Source organism: Kitasatospora sp. NPDC059408 (assembly GCF_042751525.1).
Lineage (GTDB): Bacteria > Actinomycetota > Actinomycetes > Streptomycetales > Streptomycetaceae > Kitasatospora.
On sequence record NZ_JBHYWI010000029.1, the window covers coordinates 32,620 to 52,752 of the forward strand.

Consider the following 20,133-nt stretch of genomic DNA (forward strand, 5'->3'; position numbering starts at 1 on the left):
GACAGGTCCGGTTCGAACCCGAACGGTTCGGGGATGCGGATCGACTCTCCGCGTGATCAGTCTTCCGGTGGCGGGGGCGCGAGGGCCTTCGGGAGGCGGGTGGCGGGGAGGACAGCGGCGGCGATCGGGAGGGCGGTGGCGAGGAGGGCGATGCGGTAGGGGGTGGGGTTGTCGCCGTCGGCCAGGAGGGCGACGAGGGCGGCGGTCGTCGCGATGCCCAGGGCTCCGCCGAGGGTGCGGGCGATCGTGAACAGGGCCATCGCCCGGCCCGTCGCGGGCGGCGGGACGTCGGCGAAGCCGGCGATCTGCAGGGTGAGCACGGCGGTGCCCAGGACCAGGCCCACGGCGAACATCAACGCCCTTACCGCCCACGGGTCTTCGGTGAAAGCCAACGCGGTCAGGACCGCCGCCGCCAGCAGCAGGGCGGGCACGGCCAGGCGGCGCGGGCCGAGGCGGGGCAGGAGGCGGTCCACCGCCTGGGAGGCGGCCATCAGGCCCACCGCCTCGGGGAAGACGCTCAGGCCCGCGTCCAGCGCCGAGGCACCGAGGGCCACTTGGTAGAGCAGCGGGAGGACGAACAGCGCGCCCATCAGCCCGGCCGACGTCAGCAGCGCGAGCCGGGCGGCGGCGCCGAAGGTGCGGTCGGCGAGCAGCCGCAGGTCCACCAGTGGCTCGGCGGACCGGAGTTGGTGACGCACGGCGGCCACGAGGAGCGCCGTCCCGGTCACCCCGCTCACCAGCACCTCCGGCGACGACCAGCCCTGCGCCGGGCCGAAGCCGAGCGCGTACGTGAGCAGGCCGAGGCCCGGGGTGGCGAGCAGGAAGCCGGTGGTGTCGAAGCGTCCGGCCGGTGGCTCCTCCCCCGCCCGCAGGCCGACGAGTCCGACGGCCACGGCGGCGGCGCCGATCGGCACGTTCACGAGGAACAGCCAGTGCCAGGAGAGGTGTTCGGTGAGGAAGCCGCCGAGCGGCGGGCCGAGGGCGGGCATCAGTGCCGTCGGCACGATCAGCACCTTGCCGAGGCCCGCCCGCTCGTGCGGGGCGAAGGCCCGGAACAGCAGCGTCATGCCGACCGGCGTCAGCAGGCCGCCCCCGACGCCCTGGACGGCCCGGGCGGCGGCCAGTGCGCCCAGCCCGGGCGCGGCGGCGCACAGCGCGGAGGCGAGCGTGAACGCGGCCAGCGCCCCGAGGAACACCCGCTTCACCCCGTACCGGTCGCCGAGCCAGCCGGCCACGGGCAGGCCGGCGGCGAGGCCGACGAGGAACGCGGTCTCGACCGCGTTGGCCGCCTCGACCGGCCGGCCGAAGTCCCCCGCGATCGTGTACAGCGCGGGGTTGACGATCGTCGAGTCCAGGCCGCTCATGCACATCGCGGCCGTATAGGCGACGACCACTGCGGCCCGGCCGGCCGGGAGGGGCCGGGCCTCGGCGGGTGCGGTCACAGGTCGGTCCAATGCGCGGAGATCCAGTCCAGGGCTGTGGTGCGGGCGCACGGGCCGTGGGCGACGTCCCAGCCGGCCGGGACGGCGGCGAAGGCGGGCCAGAGGGAGTGCTGACCCTGGCCGTTGACGAGGGCGAGGAAGTCGCCGTCGGCGTCGAAGGGGTTGGCGGGTGCGTCACTCATGGGTGGCGTTCTCCAGGTGGTCGGCGATCACGCGGGCGATGTGCGCGATGGGCGCGGGCAGGGTCATGTCCTTGTGCGAGCAGGCGACGTCGGTGTCGGCGATCCGGCCGGACACGTACGGCGTCCACAGCTCGGGCACGAGCGTCTCGTCGATGGTGTCGACGGTCGCGCGGAAGAACAGCACGTCGCCGTCGAAGCGCCGGTGGTCGTAGCCGCGCACGAGGTGGTTGGTGTTGAGGTAGATCCGGTTCAGGGCCTCGACGGTGGCGTCGCCGAGCCCGGCGAGCGGGCTGCCCTCGCGGCGCAACAGCGCGGTGACGGAGGCGAGTTCGAGCGGCCGGCCGGCGAGGTCGGCCGGGCCGAAGCCGCCCATGGTGAGCAGGGCCTCCAGCGCCTCGGCCTGGTCGGGGACGGGCAGCTCGCGGAAGCCCTCGGCCGGGTAGGCGTCCAGGATGGCGAGCAACTCGACGGCGTGGCCCAGCTCCTGGAGCCGGACGGCGACGGCGTGCGCGATGATGCCGCCGGTGGACCAGCCGAGCAGCCGGTACGGGCCGTCGGGCTGCACCTCGCGCAGCCGGTCCGCGTAGTGCGCCGCCAGCTCCTCCAGGCTCCGCGGCAGCGGCTCCTCCGCGGTGGCGGCGCCGACGCCCTGCGCCTGGAGGCCGTAGATCGGCACGTCGGCGGGCAGGTGGCGGATCAGCCCGGTGTAGCACCAGCTCAGGCCGCCCGCCGGATGGATCGCGAACAGCGGGGCCTGCCGTCCGGGTGCGGCGGGCCGCAGCGGGAGCAGGACGTCGAGCGCGTCGGCGTCCTCGTCCCCGGCGGCCAGGGCGGCGTCGAGGGCGGCGACCGTCGGAGCGCGGAACAGGGTGCCGATGCCCACGTCGACGCCGAGGACGGCGCGGATCCGGCCGGCGAGGCGGACGACCAGCAGCGAGTGGCCGCCGAGGGCGAAGAAGTCGTCCTCGACGCCGACCGCGGGGGCACCCAGGACCTCGGCGAACAGTTCGCACAGCTGCTGCTCGCGCGGAGTGCGCGGCGGGCGGCCGGCGCCGGCGGCGGGCGCCTCGGGGGCGGGCAGCGCGCGGCGGTCCAGCTTGCCGTTGGCAGTGAGCGGGAGGCGGTCGAGGAGCACGACGGCGGACGGCACCATGTGGGCGGGCAGTCCGGCGGCGGCGTGGGCACGGAGCTCGTCCGGCGTGGCCGTGGCGACGGCGTAGCCGACGAGCCGCTTGTCGCCGGGGGCGTCCTCCCGGACGACCACGGCGGCGTCGGCGACGCCCGGGTGGGCGGCCAGGACGGCCTCGATCTCGCCGGGTTCGATCCGGAAGCCGCGGATCTTCACCTGCTGGTCGGCCCGCCCGAGGTACTCCAGTTCCCCGTCGGCGCGGCGGCGGGCGAGGTCGCCGGAGCGGTACATCCGGGTGCCGCGCTCGCCGAACAGCTCGGCGTACGGGTCGGCGACGAAGCGCCCGGCGCTCAGCGCGGGACGGCCGAGGTAGCCGCGGGCGAGGCCGGCCCCGGCGACGTACATCTCGCCGGTGACGCCGGGCGGCACGGGCTGGAGGTGCTCGTCGAGGACGTAGACGCGCAGGTCGGGGATGTTGACGCCGATGGTGCTGCCGGTTCCGGCGGCGGCGCTCGCCCGGTCGAGGGCGCGGTGGGTGACGTGCACGGTGGTCTCGGTGATGCCGTACATGTTGACCAGGACGGGCGCGTCCTCGGGGTGCCGCGCGTACCAGTCGTCGAGGCGGCCGGGTTCGAGCGCCTCGCCGCCGAACACGACGTACCGCAGGGCGAGTTCGCGCCCGGGGTGGTCCCGGTCGGCGGCGCTGAGCTGGTAGAACGCGGACGGGGTCTGGTTGAGGACGGTGACGCGCTCGCGGGCGAGCAGGTCGAGGAAGGCCGCCGGGTCGCGGCTGACCAGGTGCGGGACGACGACCAGCCGGCCGCCGTACAGCAGGGCGCCCCACAGCTCCCAGACGGAGAAGTCGAAGGCGTAGGAGTGGAAGAGCGTCCAGACGTCCTCGGGACCGAAGCCGAACCAGTGGTCGGTGGCGCCGAACAGCCGGACGACGTTGCGGTGGGTGACGGGCACGCCCTTGGGCCGGCCGGTGGAGCCGGACGTGTAGATGACGTAGGCGGTGTCGTCGGCCCGCAGTGGACGGGTGCGTTCGTGCTGGGCGAGCGGGACGGCGGGGAACGCCTCTTCTTCGTCGTCGACGAGGAGTCGGGGCACGTCGTTGCCGGGCAGCCGGGGTGCGGTGGCGCGATCGGTGAGGAGGGCGGCGGGGGCGGCGTCGGCCAGCATGTAGGCGAGGCGGTCGGCCGGGTAGTCGGGGTCGAGCGGCAGGTAGGCCGCGCCGGACTTGGTCACCGCGAGGAGGGCGACGACGAGTTCGAGCGAGCGGGGCAGGGCGAGCGCGACGATCGTACCGGGACCGATGCCTCGCGCGGCGAGGGCGCGGGCCAAGCGGTCGGCGCGGGCGCCGAGTTCGGCGTAGTCGAGCCGATCGTCCCCGTAACCGACGGCCACAGCGGCGGGATTGGCCCTTGCGGCCGCCTCGAAGAGCTCGGGCAGCGTCGCGCCGGGCAGGCCAGGACCAGGCAGCCCAGGACCGGGCACCGAGGGGACGGGTGTGCCGTTCCAGTCGACGAGTGCGCGCCGGCGCTCCTCCTCGCCGAGCAGCGGGAGTCGGCCGATGGCGGTGTCGGGGTCGGCCGCGGCAGCGGTCAGGAGCCGGGCGAGCCGGGTGGCCAGGGCCTCGGCGGTGGACGCGTCGAACAGGTCGGTGCGGTACTCCAGGAAGCCGCCGATGCCGCCGCCGGGGAGCTCGCCCGCGTTGAGGGTGAGGTCGAACTTGGCGGTGCCGGTGGGCACGGCGGCCATGCGGGCGGTGAGGCCCCCGGCCGGCGCGAAGTCCTCGTCCGGGCGGCTCTGCCAGGCCAGCATCACCTGGAAGAGCGGGTGCCGGGCCAGCGACCGGGGCGGGTTGAGCTCCTCGACGAGCCGGTCGAACGGCAGGTCGGCGTGCTCGTGCGCGGCCAGGACGGTGCCGCGGACGCGCCCGAGGAGCTCACGGAAACCCGGGTCGCCCGAGGTGTCCGTGCGCAGGACCACCGAGTTGACGAAGTAGCCGACCAGCGCGGCGGTCTCCGGCTCGTCGCGGCCCGCCACCGGGGTGCCGACCGGGATGTCGGTGCCGCAGCCGTGCCGGGTGAGCAGGGCGGTGAGACCCGCCTGGACGGCCATGAAGACGGTGGTGCCGGTGGCCCGGGCGAGCGCCGCGAGGGCGGCGTGGGCCTCGGCGCCGAGCGCGAACGGCACGGTGGCGCCGTCGTGTCCGGCGACGGCCGGGCGCGGGCGGTCGGTGGGGAGTTCGAGCTGGTCGGGCAGGCCGTCGAGCGCGGTCCGCCAGTGGTCGAGCTGCCGGGCGGCGAGCGGGGTCGGCGCCTCGGGCGTACCGAGGAGCTGCCACTGGCGGGCGGCGTGGTCGGCGAACTGGACGGTGAGTTCGCCGAATTCGGGATCGGACCCGGCTGCCCGGGCACGGTAGGCCGTGGCGAGGTCACGGGCCAGCGGGGTGGTGGACGCGCCGTCGCCGGCGATGTGGTGGAGCAGGAGGAGGAGCGTGTGCTCCTGCTCGCCGTCCCTGAACAGGCTTGCCCGCAGCGGCGGTTCGGCCGTCAGGTCGAAGGCGTGGCGGACCGCCTCGGCAAGGCTGTCGCCATGGTGCAGCGCAACGGGCATGGCCGGCAGTACCCGCTGGTACGGCGTGCCGTCGGGCTCCTCGCCGTAGACCGTGCGGAGGATCTCGTGCCGGGCCGCGAGGTCGCCGACGGCGAGCGCCAGCGCGCCCCGGTCGAGCGGACCGGTGAGGGTGAGCGCGAGCGGGATGTTGTAGGTGGGGCTGGGGCCTTCGAGCCGGTGCAGGAACCAGAGTCCGCGCTGGGCGGGCGACAGCGGCATGCGCTCGGCGCGCGGGACGGGCACGAGGGCGGGGCGCGGCTCGGGGGCGGAACGCTCGCGCAGCAGGGTGGCGAGCCCGGCCGGGGTGGGGTGGCGGAAGACGTCGGCGAACCCGACGGTGGCGCCCAGGGTCTCGCGGACGCGGGCGGCGAGGCGGCCCGCGAGCAGGGAGTGGCCGCCGAGGTCGAAGAAGGACGCGTCCCGGCCGGGCGTCTCGGCGAGGGCGAGGACGTCGGCGAAGAGGCCGCACAGGACCTCCTCCTGCGGGGTGGCCGCGGGCTCCGATCCGACCGCGGTGGCGACGGGTTCGGGCAGGGCGCGGTGGTCGAGCTTGTCGTGGGCGGTGCGCGGCAGGTCGTCGAGGACGAGGACGGCGGCCGGCACCATGTGCGCGGGCAGGCGGGCGGCGAGCCCGGCCCGCAGCGCGGCCGGCGAGGGCGTCGCACCGGGCGCGGGGACCGCGTAGCCGAGCAGCCGCTTGCCCTGGGGGCCCGGTCGCGCGATCACCACGGCCCGCTCGACGTCGGGGAGTTGCGCCAGGACGGCGGCGATCTCGCCGGGCTCGACGCGGAAGCCGCGGATCTTCACCTGGTCGTCGGCGCGGCCGAGGAACTCCAGCGTCCCGTCGGGGCGGCGCCGGGCGAGGTCCCCGGTGCGGTACATCCGGGAGCCGGGCGGGCCGTACGGGTCGGCGACGAAGCGCTCGGCGGTGAGGTCCGGACGGCCGAGGTACCCGCGCGCCAAACAGGCTCCGGCGATGTGGAGTTCGCCGGTGGCGCCGTCGGGCACCGGGCGCAGGGAGCCGTCCAGGACGTAGGCCCGGGAGCCGCGCACCACCCGGCCGACGGGAGTGCCGTCGGGGCCCGGGGTCCACGCGTAGGCGTCGACGGTGGTCTCGGTCGGACCGTACAGGTCGACGGGGCACACACCGGGGACCGCGGTGAGGCGCTGCCACAGCGCGGGCGGGGTGGCCTCGCCGCCGACGGCGATGACGGCCGGGCGGTGCCGGCCGTCGTCCAGGAGGCCTTCGGCGAGCAGGACTTCGAGGTAGGACGGGGTGACGTCGAGGTAGTCGACGCGCTCGCGGTCGACGTGGGCGACGAGGGCGGCCGGGTCGCGGTAGGTGGCGTCGTCGAGGAGGTGCAGTTCGTGACCGTGGACCATCCACAGCAGTGGGTCCCACGAGGCGTCGAAGGCGAAGGAGGCGCTGTGGGCGACGCGCAGACGGGTGCGGCCGGTGCGCCGGACGGCCGGGGCGATGTGGTCCTCACCGTGTCCGGCGTGGAGGTTGGCCAGCGCGGCATGGGTGACGACGACGCCCTTGGGCCGGCCGGTGGAACCCGAGGTGTGCAGGATGTAGGCGGCGTCGGCGAGTTGGGGCGCCGGAAGAACGGTGACCGGCGGTTCGGGGAGCTGCGGTTCGGGGAGCTGCCCGTCGAGGACGATCGTGGGCACGTGGCCCGGCAGGTCGAGCCCGGCGAGGGCGGCGAGGGCGGCGGCGGTACCGACGGCGCAGGCCGGGCGGGCGTCGGCCAGGACGGCGGCGAGGCGCTGCCGGGGGTGGGCGAGGTCGAGCGACACGCAGGCACCGCCGGCCTTGAGCACGGCGAGCATCGCGACCACGGTGTCGGCGCTGCGGGGCAGGGCCAGGGCGACGGGTGCCCCCGCGCGGACGCCGAGCGCGGCGAGGCGGTGGGCGAGGCGCGTCGACTCCTCGTCCAACTCCTGGAAGGTGAGCGCGACTTCGCCACAGCGGACGGCGGCGGCGGCCGGGGTCCGAGCGGCCTGCTCGGCGAACAGCTCGGGCAGCGTCCGGTCGGCCGGCGGCTCGTCGCGGCCGGTGGTGGCGCGGCGGAGGGCGTCGGCGTCGAGCAGGTCGATGCGGGCGATCGGCGTGCCGGGGTCGGCGAGGAGCAGCCGGGCGAGGCCGTCGAGGTAGCGCAGCAGGCCGTCCCGGTGGGCGGCGAGCGCGTCGGCGTCGTAGCGGACGGGGTCGGCCTCCAGGACCAGCCGCAGGGCGCCGTCGGGGCCGGGCGAGACGGCGAGCGCGAGGTCGTCGACCGGGCCGGCGGCGAGGTTGCGCACGGTGCCGGGCAGGCCGGCGAGGTCGAGGTCGCCCTCGAAGGCCTTGATGTTGACCACCGGGCCGAACAGGGCGCGGCGGTCCCCGGTCAGGGCGAGGTCGCTGCGCAGGTCCTCCAGGGGGTAGCGCTGGTGGCGGCGGACGGCGCGCAGTTCGCGGACCACCCGGCGCAGGAGCCCGTCCGCGGTGTCGGCGGGGTGGACGGCGACGCGCAGCGGGAGGACGTTGGCGGTGGCGACGGGGGTGCGCAGGGCGGCGGGGCCGCGCCGGTTGGCGAGCGGGAGGCCGAGGACGACGTCCTCGGTGGCGGCCAGGCGGTGCAGGTAGCCGGCGGTGGCGGCGAGGACGAGTTCGGCCCAGGTGGCGCGGGCGGCGGTGGCGGCGCGCTCCAGGCGGTCGCGGGTGCCGGCGGGGAGATCGGCGGCGAGGCGCAGGGGCGGGGCGGGGGTGGTGGCGGCGGGGGTGGCGTTGGCGTTCCCGTCGGGATCGGCGGTGCGGCCGGGGAGCGTGGCGGGTGCGGCAGTGTCGGTAGCGGCGTCGTCGGCGGCGCTGTCGGTGTCCGCGAGGCGGGCGGTCCAGAAGGCGCGGTCGGCGGCGTACTCGTCGGAGTGGCGGTAGGCCCGCTCCTCGGCGACGAGTTCGGCGAGCGGGGCGAACGGGCTCTCGGCGGGACGGGTGCCGCCGGCGCCTGCCGTGTAGAGCTCCGCGACGCGCTCGCCCAGGAGGGTCAACGCATATGCGTCGACGGCGAGATGGTGGATCCGCCGGTACCACAGGTGCCGGTCGGCGGCGAGGCGGATCAGGGCGTGGGTGAACAGCGGGCCGGCGGTGAGGTCGGCCGGGCGGGCGAGGTCGGCGCGCATCCAGGCATCGGCCTCGGCGTCGGGGTCGGCGGCGGCGCTCACGTCGAGGCGGTGCAGCGGCCAGAGGCGGCCGGGGCGCAGCCGCTGGCGCGGCGTGCCGTCCGGGCCGGTGACGACGACGGCGCTCAACGCCTCGGCCTCGCCGACTGCCTGGCGGAGGCTGCGTTCGAACAGGGTCTCGTCGAGCGGGCCGGTGATCTCGACGGCGTCACCGGTGTTGTACGCCGGACTGCCGGGGTCGAGCGACTGGGCGAACCAGATGGCCGCCTGGGTGGCGAGCAGCGGGAGGTCGGCGACCGCTCCTCGGAGGGGGGCGGCTGGGTCGGACGCGGCCTGGTGGCGGGGCATGGTGCGGGGAGCTCCTCGGGGTCCGGTCGGGTCCGGTCGGGTCCGGCAGGCGGTTCGGCAAGGGGAACGGCAAGGGAAACGGCAGGGGGAACAGCAAGGGACGAGCTACTTAGGGTAGCCTAACCTAATGTCATACGATCTGGTCAACGGCCTGCTGGAGCGCGGGCCCTGACCGATCGGAGACACCCGCCGTGCCGCTCACCACGACCAAGCAGGCCGTCCGCGAGCACGTCCACGCTCACCGCGCGGACCTGCTCGCGCTCAGCCACCGCATCCACGCCCACCCCGAGACCGCGTTCGCGGAACACCGGGCGGCGGCCTGGTGCGCGGAACTGCTGGACGCCCACGGGTACGCGGTCACCGCACCGGCGGGCGGCCTCGACACCGCGTTCACCGCGACCCTCGGCAGCGGGCCCACGACCGTCGCGCTCGTCTGCGAGTACGACGCACTGCCCGGGCTCGGCCACGCCTGCGGGCACAACCTGATCGCCGCCGCCGGCGTCGGGGCGGCGCTCGGACTCGCCCCGCACGCGGACCGGCTCGGGCTGACGGTGCGCGTGATCGGCGCACCGGCGGAGGAACGCGGAGCCGGGAAGGCCCTGCTGCTCGACGCGGGCGTGTTCGATGGGGTGGACGCCGCGATGATGGTGCATCCGTGCCCGGTGGAGGTCGCGGACTTCCGGTCGTTCGCGCTCGGCACCCTGTCCGTCCGCTACACCGGGCGCGCCGCCCACCCGAGCCTCAACCCGCACGAGGGCCGCAACGCCGCCGACGCGCTGACCGTCGCCCAGGTCGCCCTCGGGCTGCTGCGCCAGCACCTCCCGCCGCAGTGGCGGGTCCACGGCATCACGACGGCCGCCGGGACGGCGCCCAACGTCGTCCCGGACAGCGCGAGCGCCGAGTACGAGCTGCGGGCGACGGCGGCCGAGGACCTGGCGGAGTTGCGCGAGCGCGTCGAGTCCTGCTTCCGCGCCGGGGCGCTCGCGACCGGCTGCGAGGTGGCGCTGACGCGGCCCGAGCCGGACTACCTCGACATGCGCGGCGACGCCGGGCTGCTCGCCCTGTGGCGGGCGAACGCGGCGGCGCTGGGGCGCCCGGAACCGGTCGAGAGCGGACCGTTCGCCTGCACCGACATGGGCAACGTGTCGCACGCGGTGCCGGCGATCCACCCGGTCCTGGACATCACCGGCGGCACGTGCGCCCCGCACGAACCCGCCTTCGCGCAGGCGGCGGTGTCGACGGAGGGCGACCGCGCTGTGCTCGACGGCGCGGTCGCCATGGCGTGGACGGCGGCGGACTTCGCGGCGGGCCGGGCGGCGGTGGCGGAGGACTGACGGGGGGACCGGGGGCGGGTAACAGATGACAACTTTCAGATGACAGATTTTGAAATCTGTCATCTGAAAGTTGTTCGCTGTCTTCTGTCGGCCGTCGCCCGTCAGCCGTCAGCCGTCAGCCGTCAGCCGTCAGCCGTCAGCCGTCAGCGAGCACGATCGCCGCACCCGTCCGCAGCGGCCAGAAGTACGCCCACGTCGGCAGCCCCGTCTGAAGCACCCGGTCGTCCGGGCCCAGCCGGTACGCCGCCTGGAGCTCGCGCACCCGGCGGTCCGCTTCGCCGTGCGTCAGCCGGGCGGCCGACGGGCGGGAGCCCGGGCCGGGGGCGACGCACAACGGGTGCTGCGGCGTCAGTGCCCTGGGCGGGTCGGTGGCGAGCCCGCCGGCGACCGCCAGGTCGTCCTCCTCCAGCACCAGCAGCGGAGTCGCCGCGGCCCGGACGCCAGCGTCTCTCGGCTCCTCCAAGTCCCCGAGCTCCCCCGGCTCTGGGGTCAGGAACGCCGCCCCCGACTTGGCCACCGCCAACAGCGCGGTCAGCTGGTCCACCGGTCTCAGCCGGCCCAGCCCGACGACCGTGCCCGGCCGGGCACCCCGCGCGGCCAGGGCGCGCGCCAGCCGGTTGGCCGCCGCGTTCAGCTCGCCGTACGTCACCACCGACCCGCCCGCGAGCACCAGCGCGGGTGCGGCGGGCGTCCGGGCGGCCTGCGCCTCCACCGGGCCGATCACGGTGGTCGGCGGGTGCTCAGCCGCCCGCGCCGGCCGCGCGCCACCGATCACGGTGACCGCCACCGCGGGCGCGACGGCGGGTGCGACGGCGCGCGCCCCATCCGGCGCAACCCCACCCGGCGCAACCACGGCCGGCGCAGCCACGGCCGTCACGCCGCCGCGCCCAGCAGCGCGGCCCAGGCCCCGACCTCCGGCCGCTCGGCCAGCCGCACGAACGCGACGTCCGCGCCCTCGGCCCGCCAGCGCTCGGCGAGCGACATCAGCCGCACCGAGTCCAGGCCCCAGTCCGCCAGGTCCTCGTCCAGCGGGATGTCCGCCGGGTCCTCGCCGAGCAGGTCGGCGACCTCGGCCCGGATCCGCTCCACGGTGAAGGCCATGGCGCTCACTTCCCTTCCAGCATGCTCAGGACGGCGTCGGTGGTGGTGACCTGCCCGCAGCGGCCGGCCACCCAGGCGAGCGCGGCGCGGTGCTCGTCCGGCCCGAAGTCGGCGACGGCGTCGGCCACCACGAAGGCCGGCAGGTCGCGCATCCACGCGTCGCAGGCCGTGGCCTGGACGCCGATGTGGGCGTAGACGCCGGTGATCACCAGCTGGTCCCGGCCCTGTTCGCGCAGCAGGCCCGCCAGCTCGGTGCGGACGAAGGCGCTGTACTTCCACTTGGTCAGGACGGTGTCCCCGGGGGCCGGTGCCACGGCGTCGGCGATCGCCACCGCGTGCGGGGCGTCCGGGATCCCGGGGCCCCAGAAGTCCTGCTGGAGACCGCGTTCGATCGCGCTCTGCCCGCCGGGCTGGGCCGAGTACACGACCGGGATTCCCCGGGCGCGGGCCGCCTCGGCCAACCGCCCTACGTTGCCGAAGAGTTCGGGCACCGGGGCGGCGGACGTGTCGAAGGCGGAGAGGTAGTGGTTCTGCAGGTCGTGCACCAGGAGGACGGCGCGCGACGGGTCGACCGTCCAGGCCACCCGGTTTGCGGGCAGCTCGGCGGCGCCGGGCATGGGGTACGAGGGGATGCGGGGCAGGCCCACGGCGTCACTACTTTCGGTTCGGGCCGACGTTCGGCCCGACGTTCGGGCCAACATTCAGGGCGGCGTTCGAGCCGGCGTCCGGGCCGGCGTTCGAGCCAGGGGCCGTACGGAGGGCGGCGGCGATGGCGGCTCGCAGGTCCTTCTTGCTCACCTTGCCGATGCCGGTGGCGGGGAAGGCGTCGACGAACTCGACCCGGTCCGGCACCTTGTAGTCGGCGAGCCCGCGCCCGCGCACGAATCGCTTCAACTCGACTGCCTTCGGGGGGTGTTCGCGGTCGGCCCGCCGCAAGACGACGTACGCGCAGGTGCGTTCGCCGAGGTAGGGGTCGGGCATCGACACCACGGCCGCGTCGTGCACGGCCGGGTGGGCGAGCAGGTAGTTCTCGATCTCCTCGGCGGCCACCTTCTCGCCGCCTCGGTTGATCTGGTCCTTGGCACGGCCCTCGACCACGAGATGGCCGGTGGAAGTGCGCCGGACGAGGTCCCCGGTGCGGTAGAAGCCGTCCGCCGTGAAGGAGTCGGCGTTGTGTCCGGGCGCGTTCCAGTACCCGCGGATCGTGTACGGGCCGCGGGTGAGCAGGTGGCCGGTGGTCCCGTCCGGCACGTCCCGGTCGTGGTCGTCGACGACCCGGACCTCGTCGTCCGGGGAGATCGGGCGGCCCTGGGTCGTGGTGATGACGTCGTCGGGGTCGTCCAGGCGGGTGTAGTTGACGAGCCCCTCGGCCATGCCGAACACCTGCTGGAGCGTGCAGCCGAGGAGCGGGCCCACCCGGCGGGCGGCCTCCTCGCTGAACTTGGCGCCGCCGACCAGCAGCACCTCCAGACTCTCGAAGCCGCGCGCGCCGCGCTCGGCGGCGTCCAGCCAGAGCAGGGCGAGCGGCGGTACCAGGCCGGTGATCGTCACGCCCTCGCGCCCGACCAGCGGGAACGCCGTTTCGGGGCCCGGCCGCGGGCAGAGCACCACCCGGCCGCCCGCGTACAGCGTGCCGAGCGAACCGGGCGAGCTGAGCGGGAAGTTGTGCGCGACGGGCAGGGCGCACAGGTAGACGCTGTCCTGGCCCAGAGCGCACAGCTCGACGGAGCCGCGCAGGGAGTAGATGTAGTCGTCGTGGGTGCGCGGGATCAGTTTCGGTACGCCGGTGCTGCCGCCGGAGAGTTGGAGGAACGCGACGTCTCCGGGCTGCGGCTCGCCGAACTCCCCTCCGAGGGGCATGTCACAGGGCAGCACATCGCAGGGCACGTCGGCCAGCCGCACGTGCCCCCCGGGGTCCTCGCCCGCCACCAGCACCAGCCGCAGCGTGGGACTCTCCGCCCGTACCCGGTCCGCCAGTTCGCGGTAGTCGAAGCCCCCGTCGACGTCCGGGATCGCGTACGCGACCGCGCCCGTGAAGGAGCAGAAGTGCCCGATCTCGGTGTACCGGTGGGCGGGCAGCGCGAAGACCGGCAGCGCCCCGATCCGGAACAGCCCGAAGACCAGCTCGAAGAACTCGGCGACGTTGGGCAGTTGGACCACGACGCGATCCCCGCGCCGGATCCCCCGGGCCAGCAGTCCGGCGGCCATCCGGTCGGCCCGGCGGTCGAGTTCGGCGTACGTCCAGCGCCGTCCCTCCCCCGCCGGATCGACGATCGCGACGCGCTCGCCGTGCGCGGCGGCGCGTTCGCGTAGCATCCGGCCGAAGGTCTCGCCGCACCAGTGCCCGGCGGCCCGGTAGCGCTCGGCGAACTCGGCCGGGTACAGGGTGAATCCGGCCAGCACCTCGTCCATGGGCGTCACCTCGCTCGGAGCCGTCGCCTCCTCCGACCCCGTCGCCTCTTCCGACCCCGTCGCCTCGTCCAGCCGACTCATCGCGGCACCCCCGCCGCGTCCAGGAAAGTGCGGAACTTGGCCTCGGTCTCGGCGAGTTCGGCCTCCGGCCGGGACTGCGCGACGACGCCCGCGCCCGCGAAGACGCGCAGCGTGCGCTCGTGCGCCTCGGCGCAGCGGATGGTGACCACCCACTCGCCGTCGCCGTCCTCGTCGCCCCAGCCGACCATGCCGGCGTACAGGCCGCGGTCGAAGGGTTCGGTCTCGCCGATGACTCTGCGGGCGGCGGCTGTCGGGGTGCCGCACACCGCCGGGGTGGGGTGCAGCGCGGCGGCCAGTTCCAGCGCGGAGGCGGCCGGGTCGGCCAGTTCGCCGGTGATCGTCGTCGCGAGGTGCCACATGGCGGCCGTCCGCACGAGGGTCGGCCGCGCGGGGATGTCGAGGGTGCGGCAGTACGGTGCCAACGCGGTGCGGATGGCGTCGACCACGACGGCGTGTTCGTGCAGGTCCTTGGGCGATTCCAGGAGGGCGGCCGCCCGGCGGACGTCCTCACCGAGGTCGGCGCTGCGCGGCACCGAGCCGGCCAGCGGGTTGGCGAGGACGGCCGTTCCTCGGCGGGAGAGCAGGAGTTCGGGGCTGGCGCCGATCAGCGTGCGGCCGCCGCCGGCGGGGACGGCGAAGGTGTAGCCGCCGGGGTCGCGGCGGGCCAGGCGCTGGAGCACGGCGGGCAGGTCGAGCGGGGCGCCGGAGGTGAGTTCCAGCGTGCGGGCCAGGACGACCTTGCTCAACTCCCCTGCGCGCAGCCGCTCGACGGCCGCCGCGACGCCGGCGCCGTACCCGGCGGGTGCGGGCACCGGTCGCACCTGCCAGTCCACCTGTTCGGCGGGCGGCGCGGGGAGGGCTATCAGCGGGTCGTCGCGCAGCGCGCCGGTGGCGCGGACCCGGACGGGCACGGAGAGTTCGGCCCGCGCGTCGTGGTCGAACGCCACCGCGCCCACCACGAACGGTCGTTCGACCCCGGCCCGGCGGGCGTCGTCGAGCGTGGCGGCCACGCGGGCGGGCAGCGGGCGCCCGTCCTGCGGCACCCGGGCGTGGACGCCGGAGGTGAGCAGGGTGCGGGTCGGCGAGGCGAAGAAGGCCTCGTCGGGGGCCGCCCGGTACTGGCCGAGCAGGCCGCTGGCCGCGCCGATGACGGTGTGGTCCGGGGCGGTGGTGGCCGCGGGGGGATACGGCGGGTCCCCGACGGGGGCGTGGTGGACCGTGGTCACCTGAAGTCTCCAGTCTGCGTGGGGTGGACGTCCGGGAGCTGCCCGGGAGTTGACGGCCGACGGGGGCCTGGGGAGACGTCGGCCGGGAAGGATCGGAAAGGACCGGAAAGGACCAGAACGGGCCTGGGGGCCCGGGGAACGGAACGGCGGCCCGAGGGCCCGATACGCCCGTCAGGCGCGCAGGGTGGCGCCGCCGTCGACGTACAGGTCGTGCATGGTGATGTGCCGGGCCCGGTCGGAGACCAGGAACAGCACCGCCTCGGCGACGTCGGCGGGTGCTGCGATCCGACCGAGCGGGATGCCGATCCGCCAGGCGGCCAAGTCGCCGTCGATCACGCGTTGTTGGGCGGCCTCCGCGTCGTCGCCCCAGAGGGAGCGCTGCATCGGGGTGTCGGTCGAGCCGGGTGAGACGATGTTGCAGCGCACGCCCGAGCGGGCGAGTTCGAGCCCGAGGCAGCGGGTGAACATGGTGGCCGCCGCCTTGGAGGCCGCGTAGGCGGCCATCCCGGCGCGGGGCACGCCGGCGGCATTGGAGCCGACGGTCACGATGGCACCGCCCCCGCGCTCGGCCATCCGCCGGCCGGCCGCGCGGCACGCGTGGAACACCCCGTTGGAGTTGACGGCGAAGATGTCCGCCCAGTCCCGGTCGGAGAGTTCGACGGCGGGTGCGGCACGGAGGATCCCGGCGACGTTCACCAGGGCGCCCAGCGGCCCGAGTCGGGCCTCGACGGACGCCACGACGGCCTCGACGGCGGCCGGATCCGTCACGTCCAGGACGTACGGGCGGATGGCGGGCGACTCCTCGGCGAGCTCGGCGAGCGCGCCGGCGTCACGGTCCGCCGCCGCGACGACGGCCCCCTCGGCGACCAGCGCCCGGACGACGGCCGCACCGATGCCCCGGGCGGCCCCGGTGACCAGGGCGACCGTACCGGCGAGTTCGGACTGCAGCACGGACTTCCCCTCCGACCAGCTCTATTAGGTAAGGCTAACCTAACACAGCTGTTCGTCCACGCCCAGGCGCCGGGAGGCACGGTGCTCCCGCGACCGAACCACCCCGGGCACCCGGCCTCCTGAAGCCCCGACAGCCCGAAGCACGGCAGTCCCAAGCACGGCAGTCCGAAGCACCGCAGTCCGAAGCACCGCAGCCCGAAGAGCAGCAGCCCGCCCATCGGAACCCCGCCGGCCCACAGCTCACCGCCCCGTCCGGCCCCCACCCCCCGCACCGCGCCGGGCCGCCACCGCGTCCGTGTAGAGCTCTGGGGTGAAGTCGCCGTCCTCGATGCCGAGTTCGACCATCAGCCCGCGCACCACGTCCAGCGCCGGGGCCAGCCCGCCCGAGCCCTCGGCGGCCGTCTCCACCTCCAGGTACACCCCGTCGAGCCCGGGGACCCGGACGAGGGTCGCGAGGAGGCGGCGGCCGTCGCGTTCCACCGCGTAGTTGCGGCAGCGCTTCTCGAAGGCGAGCCGGGGCAGGTACCCGAGGCCCCGGGCTATGCCGTGGGCGGCTCCGGCGTCCGCCACCGCCGTCTCGTGCTCGGGCTTCGAGCCGGACGGTCCGTCCACCCGGGGGCTCTTGTAGGTGAGCAGCGCGCGCCGGGATCCGTCCGCGCCTTCGATCTCGCGGATCCGCAGCTCCCGGTCGCCGTCGAGCAGTTCACCGCCCGGCGTGTCGTACGAGGTGTCCCGGTACACCTCCGCCCGCCCCGGACCGTACCCGCCCTCCAGGTCGCGCAGGACCGCCCCGGTCGGCGCACGAGCGCTTTCAGTTCCGCCTCGATCATCCGTCCGCCTTCCGGGCCACACGACGGCGCCATTCGGACGGTGCCACTCAGACGGTGCCACCCGACGGTCCGCCCCGGGGGGCCGATCCTGCCGTCGTCCGCACGTGCCGAAAACCGGGTGCCGCCGCGCGCCGGCTCTCCTAGCCTGGCGTGCATGTGCACGCGATCTCAGACCTCCCGGCGCCACTACGTCTGCGTGTCCTGCCGGGTGTCGATGAAGCGCCACGGCGCACCCGGGCAGGACGGGTGCCCGCGCTGCGGCGGGCAGTTGACGGACGCCGGGCACGACCTGGAGGTGCCGGGGAAGCGGGACGACGCCGGCTGGCGGGCGCTCACGGCGCTGCTGCGCGCGGGCGTGACGTTCCACTCCTCGTGCTGCGACGGGCCCGGCTGGCGCCCGCGCACGCCGCGCGAGGTCCGCGAGCGGCTGGCCGCGTCGCGCGGCACCGGGCTGGCCGCGGCCGCGGCGCTGACCACCCGGGACGTCGGCGAGCTCAGTGCGCGGCGGCGGGAGCGGGCGCGAGTCCCGCGCAGCCGCGCAGGCCGTCGCGCCGCTTGAGCGCGGCCTCGGCGGCGGCGCCGGTGACGGGCACCGGGACGCCCCGGTCGTCGACCGTCGCCGGGGCGAACGCCTCGCCGGTCACCCGGCCGTCGCCGGTGACGGTCAGCGTGGTGACGCCGGTCTCGTTCGAGAACGGGTAGTTGGAGGTGCCGTACCAGAGGAAGTTGCCGAAGCCGTACCCGATGTAGGTGTTCCCGAGCATGCCGGAGCCGACCATCGTGTGGGCGTGGGTGCCGACCACGGCGGTGGCGCCGGCGGCGGCGAGCTTCTTCGCGATGGACGTCTGGTCGGCGGTCGGGCAGGCCTTGCCCTCCTCGCCCCAGTGCAGGTAGACGAGGACGACGGAGGCCTGGCGCTTCGCGTCCTCCACCGCCTTGACGACGGCGGGGACGTCGAGGGCGGAGGCGATGCCCGGCTTGGCGGCGCCGGCGCGCCACTTCTGGTTGGTGAGGTCCTCGATCTGGCTGGCCGCGACGACGGCGACCTTCACGCCGCGCACCGTGGAGACGTACGGCGCGTACGCCTCCTTGGCGGTGCGGCCGACGCCGATGACCGGGATCGGCGCGGAGTCCTTGGCCGCGAGGGTGTCGGCGAGGCCGTCGGCGCCGAAGTCGACGGCGTGGTTGTTGGCCATGGAGACGACGTCGACGCCGGAGGCCTTGAGGGCGTCGAGCGCCTTGGGCGTGGTGCGGAAGGTGTAGAGCTTGGGCTCGGGGGCGCCGCGGCCGGTGATCGCGGTCTCCAGGTTGAGCACGGACAGGTCGGCGTCCGCGAGGGTCGCGGAGATCGGGCCGAGCGGCGGCTCGGGCGGCTGCACGGCGAGCCGGGCCTCGGTGCGGCCCTCGAAGTGGACGTCCCCGGCGAAGGCCACCCGGATGGTCCCGTCGGGCCGCGGCGCCGTCGGCTTGGCCGTCGCGGGGGCGGGAGCTGCCGCGGAGGCGGTCGGCGCGGAGGAGCCCTTCCCGGAAGCCGCGGCCGACGGGGCGGCGGCGGACGCGGAGGCCCCGGGCCCAGAGGCTCCGGCCCCGGACGCCGCGTCGTCGGGCCCGCACGCGGCGACACCCGTCAGCCCGAGCAGGAGCGCGGTGCAGGCGGCAGCGGACGAGACGGCGCGGCGCATGAGTGGTTCCCCCCGAGATCAACACCAGCAGCAAGACGAAGCGGCAACGCAGAGCAGCACGACGAAGCGGCCGCGCGGAGCATCGGCACAAGAGCGGTCAGCCTACGTCACGCACCCGCGCGGTTTCGGCACCGTTCGGACACAGTGCGGACAAGACCGGAGCCGGAACCCGCCCGCCCGAAGCCAGGGCCCACCCGGCCAACGGAGGGTGAACCCGCCCGAGGACGGGCCACGCCCCGGCCCGGTGCGCCATGCTGAACCCCGACACACTGCACCCCGACACGCTGCACCCAGACACGCTGCACCCCGACACCCGCCGTCCAGGACCCCGGAGCCGCACCCCTCCCATGGACACCACGACCACGGACGACTTCACCCCCGCCGAACGCGCCCGCGGCCGGGCCCTGCGCCGCGCCCAGCTCCCGTGGGCGCTGGGCGGGCGGCTGACCGGTCTCGCGCTCACCCTCGTCCTCGGCCTCACCCCCACAGGGGCGGGCCTGGTGAGCGCCGTCGGCGGCTGGTTCGGCGGCTCCCGCACGGCCGAGGTCCTGGCGGGCGCGGCGGCGCTCGTCGTGCTCGGCCAGGCGGCGCAGCTGCCGTTCGGCGCCGGCGCGCGGACCGTCCGGGCCCGGTACGGGCTGGTCACGCAGGGCTGGGCGGGCTGGGCGCTGGACGCGGTGCGCGGCCTGGCGCTGGCGCTCGTGCTGGTCCTGCCGCTCGCGCTCGGGCTGTTCGCGCTGACGGCGTGGTCGCCGGAGCGCTGGTGGGTGCCGGGGGCGGGCGCGGCGGCGGTGCTCGTCGGCGCGCTGTCGTTCCTGCACCCGCTCGTGGTCGAGCCGGTGTTCAACCGCTTCACCCCGATGCCGGAGGGGCCGCTGCGGACGGCGCTGCTCGCGCTGGCGCAGCGGGACGGCGTCGGGATCCGCGACGTCCTGGTGGCGGACGCCTCCCGGCGGACGACCGCGCTGAACGCGTACGTGTCGGGGCTGGGCGCGACCCGCCGGATCGTCGCGTACGACACGCTGCTGTCGACGGCCGAGCCGCGCGAGGTGGAGTTGGTGGTCGCGCACGAGCTGGGGCACGTGAAGCACCGGGACGTCCTGACCGGCACCGTGCTGGGCGCGGCGGGCGCGGCCGTGGCGGTGGTGGTGCTGGGTCTGCTGGGCACGTGGCGGCCGCTCCTGGAGGCGGCCGGGGCGGCGGACCCGGCGGATCCGCGGGCGCTGCCGCTGCTGGCGGCGATCGGGGCGCTGCTGGGCGCGCTGTCGGGGCCGGCGCAGTGCGCGGCGAGCCGCCGGATCGAGGCCAGGGCGGACCGGCACGCCCTCGAACTGACCTCGGACGCCGAGCAGTTCATCGCGATGCAGCGCAGACTGGCACTGGCCAACGTGTCCGATGTCGACCCGCCCCGGGTGCTTGAGCTACTGTTCGCCACTCACCCCAGCGCGACCCGCCGGATCGCCGCCGCCCGCGCGTGGCGGGCCGAGGGCACGAGCGCCGACGGGACACCGGGCGGACCGGCGGGCGAGTCGACCGACGGGCCGACGGACCGGTCGACGGACGAGCCCACGGACGGGCCGACCGGCGGACCGGCGGGCACCCCGCCGAAACCCGTTGTATAGTGCAAC

At 75.7% G+C, this 20,133-nt stretch carries 14 protein-coding genes; 3 read left to right on the top strand and 11 right to left on the bottom strand.

Annotation, left to right across the window (positions count from 1 at the left end; all coding sequences use genetic code 11):
* Positions 1-56: 56 nt before the first annotated feature.
* The 3 genes from ACFXDE_RS20590 to ACFXDE_RS20600 are packed head-to-tail and all read right to left on the bottom strand — an operon-like array spanning position 57 to position 8,888.
* On the bottom strand, positions 57-1,442 hold the full coding sequence (locus ACFXDE_RS20590) for a DHA2 family efflux MFS transporter permease subunit (protein ID WP_380496124.1): 1,386 nt from the start codon (positions 1,440-1,442) through the stop codon (positions 57-59).
* Positions 1,439-1,624 (bottom strand): MbtH family protein, encoded by a 186-nt coding sequence (locus tag ACFXDE_RS20595; RefSeq protein WP_380496126.1) that lies wholly within the window; start codon positions 1,622-1,624, stop codon positions 1,439-1,441. The genes ACFXDE_RS20590 and ACFXDE_RS20595 overlap by 4 nt, the downstream gene beginning before the upstream one ends.
* Positions 1,617-8,888: an amino acid adenylation domain-containing protein gene (locus ACFXDE_RS20600; protein ID WP_380496128.1), complete on the bottom strand. Its 7,272-nt coding sequence runs from the start codon at positions 8,886-8,888 to the stop codon at positions 1,617-1,619. The genes ACFXDE_RS20595 and ACFXDE_RS20600 overlap by 8 nt, the downstream gene beginning before the upstream one ends.
* Positions 8,889-9,079: 191 nt before the next feature.
* On the opposite strand from ACFXDE_RS20600, the gene ACFXDE_RS20605 reads away from it, so the two are divergent.
* Positions 9,080-10,222, top strand: a complete 1,143-nt coding sequence (locus ACFXDE_RS20605; protein ID WP_380496130.1) for an amidohydrolase — start codon at positions 9,080-9,082, stop codon at positions 10,220-10,222.
* A gap of 136 nt (positions 10,223-10,358) precedes the next feature.
* Here ACFXDE_RS20605 and ACFXDE_RS20610 read toward each other — a convergent pair whose 3' ends face one another.
* From ACFXDE_RS20610 to ACFXDE_RS20640, 7 genes are all read right to left on the bottom strand, one after another.
* Positions 10,359-10,997: an AMP-binding protein gene (locus ACFXDE_RS20610; protein WP_380496132.1), complete on the bottom strand. Its 639-nt coding sequence runs from the start codon at positions 10,995-10,997 to the stop codon at positions 10,359-10,361.
* A gap of 98 nt (positions 10,998-11,095) precedes the next feature.
* A complete protein-coding gene (locus tag ACFXDE_RS20615; protein ID WP_380436139.1) occupies positions 11,096-11,323 on the bottom strand; it encodes a phosphopantetheine-binding protein in 228 nt (75 codons plus the stop codon).
* 5 nt (positions 11,324-11,328) lie between these two features.
* Positions 11,329-11,970, bottom strand: a complete 642-nt coding sequence (locus tag ACFXDE_RS20620; RefSeq protein WP_380496134.1) for an isochorismatase family protein — start codon at positions 11,968-11,970, stop codon at positions 11,329-11,331.
* A 7-nt stretch (positions 11,971-11,977) separates the two neighbouring features.
* Complete coding sequence (locus ACFXDE_RS20625) at positions 11,978-13,735, bottom strand: (2,3-dihydroxybenzoyl)adenylate synthase (protein ID WP_380496136.1); 1,758 nt, start codon at positions 13,733-13,735, stop codon at positions 11,978-11,980.
* Between the two features lie 77 nt (positions 13,736-13,812).
* Positions 13,813-15,042, bottom strand: a complete 1,230-nt coding sequence (gene dhbC, locus ACFXDE_RS20630) for an isochorismate synthase DhbC (RefSeq protein WP_380496138.1) — start codon at positions 15,040-15,042, stop codon at positions 13,813-13,815.
* Between the two features lie 171 nt (positions 15,043-15,213).
* On the bottom strand, positions 15,214-15,993 hold the full coding sequence (locus ACFXDE_RS20635) for a 2,3-dihydro-2,3-dihydroxybenzoate dehydrogenase (RefSeq protein WP_380496140.1): 780 nt from the start codon (positions 15,991-15,993) through the stop codon (positions 15,214-15,216).
* Positions 15,994-16,233: 240 nt separating this feature from the next.
* Entirely contained in the window at positions 16,234-16,734 is a 501-nt protein-coding gene (locus ACFXDE_RS20640; RefSeq protein ID WP_380496143.1) for a class IV adenylate cyclase, read from the bottom strand.
* 243 nt (positions 16,735-16,977) lie between these two features.
* Here ACFXDE_RS20640 and ACFXDE_RS20645 point away from each other — a divergent pair, with 243 nt between their 5' ends.
* Entirely contained in the window at positions 16,978-17,382 is a 405-nt protein-coding gene (locus ACFXDE_RS20645; protein WP_380496145.1) for a hypothetical protein, read from the top strand.
* Here the strand turns inward: ACFXDE_RS20645 and ACFXDE_RS20650 are convergent.
* A complete protein-coding gene (locus ACFXDE_RS20650; RefSeq protein WP_380496147.1) occupies positions 17,318-18,505 on the bottom strand; it encodes a CapA family protein in 1,188 nt (395 codons plus the stop codon). The genes ACFXDE_RS20645 and ACFXDE_RS20650 overlap by 65 nt on opposite strands.
* A 347-nt stretch (positions 18,506-18,852) precedes the next feature.
* On the opposite strand from ACFXDE_RS20650, the gene ACFXDE_RS20655 reads away from it, so the two are divergent.
* The gene (locus ACFXDE_RS20655; RefSeq protein WP_380496149.1) at positions 18,853-20,127 is read left to right on the top strand and encodes a M48 family metalloprotease; all 1,275 of its coding nucleotides are present in this window, start codon (positions 18,853-18,855) and stop codon (positions 20,125-20,127) included.
* Positions 20,128-20,133: the final 6 nt, after the last annotated feature.

Coding starts and splice junctions, on each gene's coding strand:
- ACFXDE_RS20655 (WP_380496149.1), top strand. CDS start 18,853: ATGGACACCACGACCACGGACGACTTCACCCCCGCCGAACGCGCCCGC.
- ACFXDE_RS20625 (WP_380496136.1), bottom strand. CDS start 13,735: ATGGACGAGGTGCTGGCCGGATTCACCCTGTACCCGGCCGAGTTCGCC.
- ACFXDE_RS20650 (WP_380496147.1), bottom strand. CDS start 18,505: ATGCGCCGCGCCGTCTCGTCCGCTGCCGCCTGCACCGCGCTCCTGCTC.
- ACFXDE_RS20595 (WP_380496126.1), bottom strand. CDS start 1,624: ATGAGTGACGCACCCGCCAACCCCTTCGACGCCGACGGCGACTTCCTC.
- ACFXDE_RS20615 (WP_380436139.1), bottom strand. CDS start 11,323: ATGGCCTTCACCGTGGAGCGGATCCGGGCCGAGGTCGCCGACCTGCTC.
- ACFXDE_RS20645 (WP_380496145.1), top strand. CDS start 16,978: ATGTGCACGCGATCTCAGACCTCCCGGCGCCACTACGTCTGCGTGTCC.
- ACFXDE_RS20600 (WP_380496128.1), bottom strand. CDS start 8,888: ATGCCCCGCCACCAGGCCGCGTCCGACCCAGCCGCCCCCCTCCGAGGA.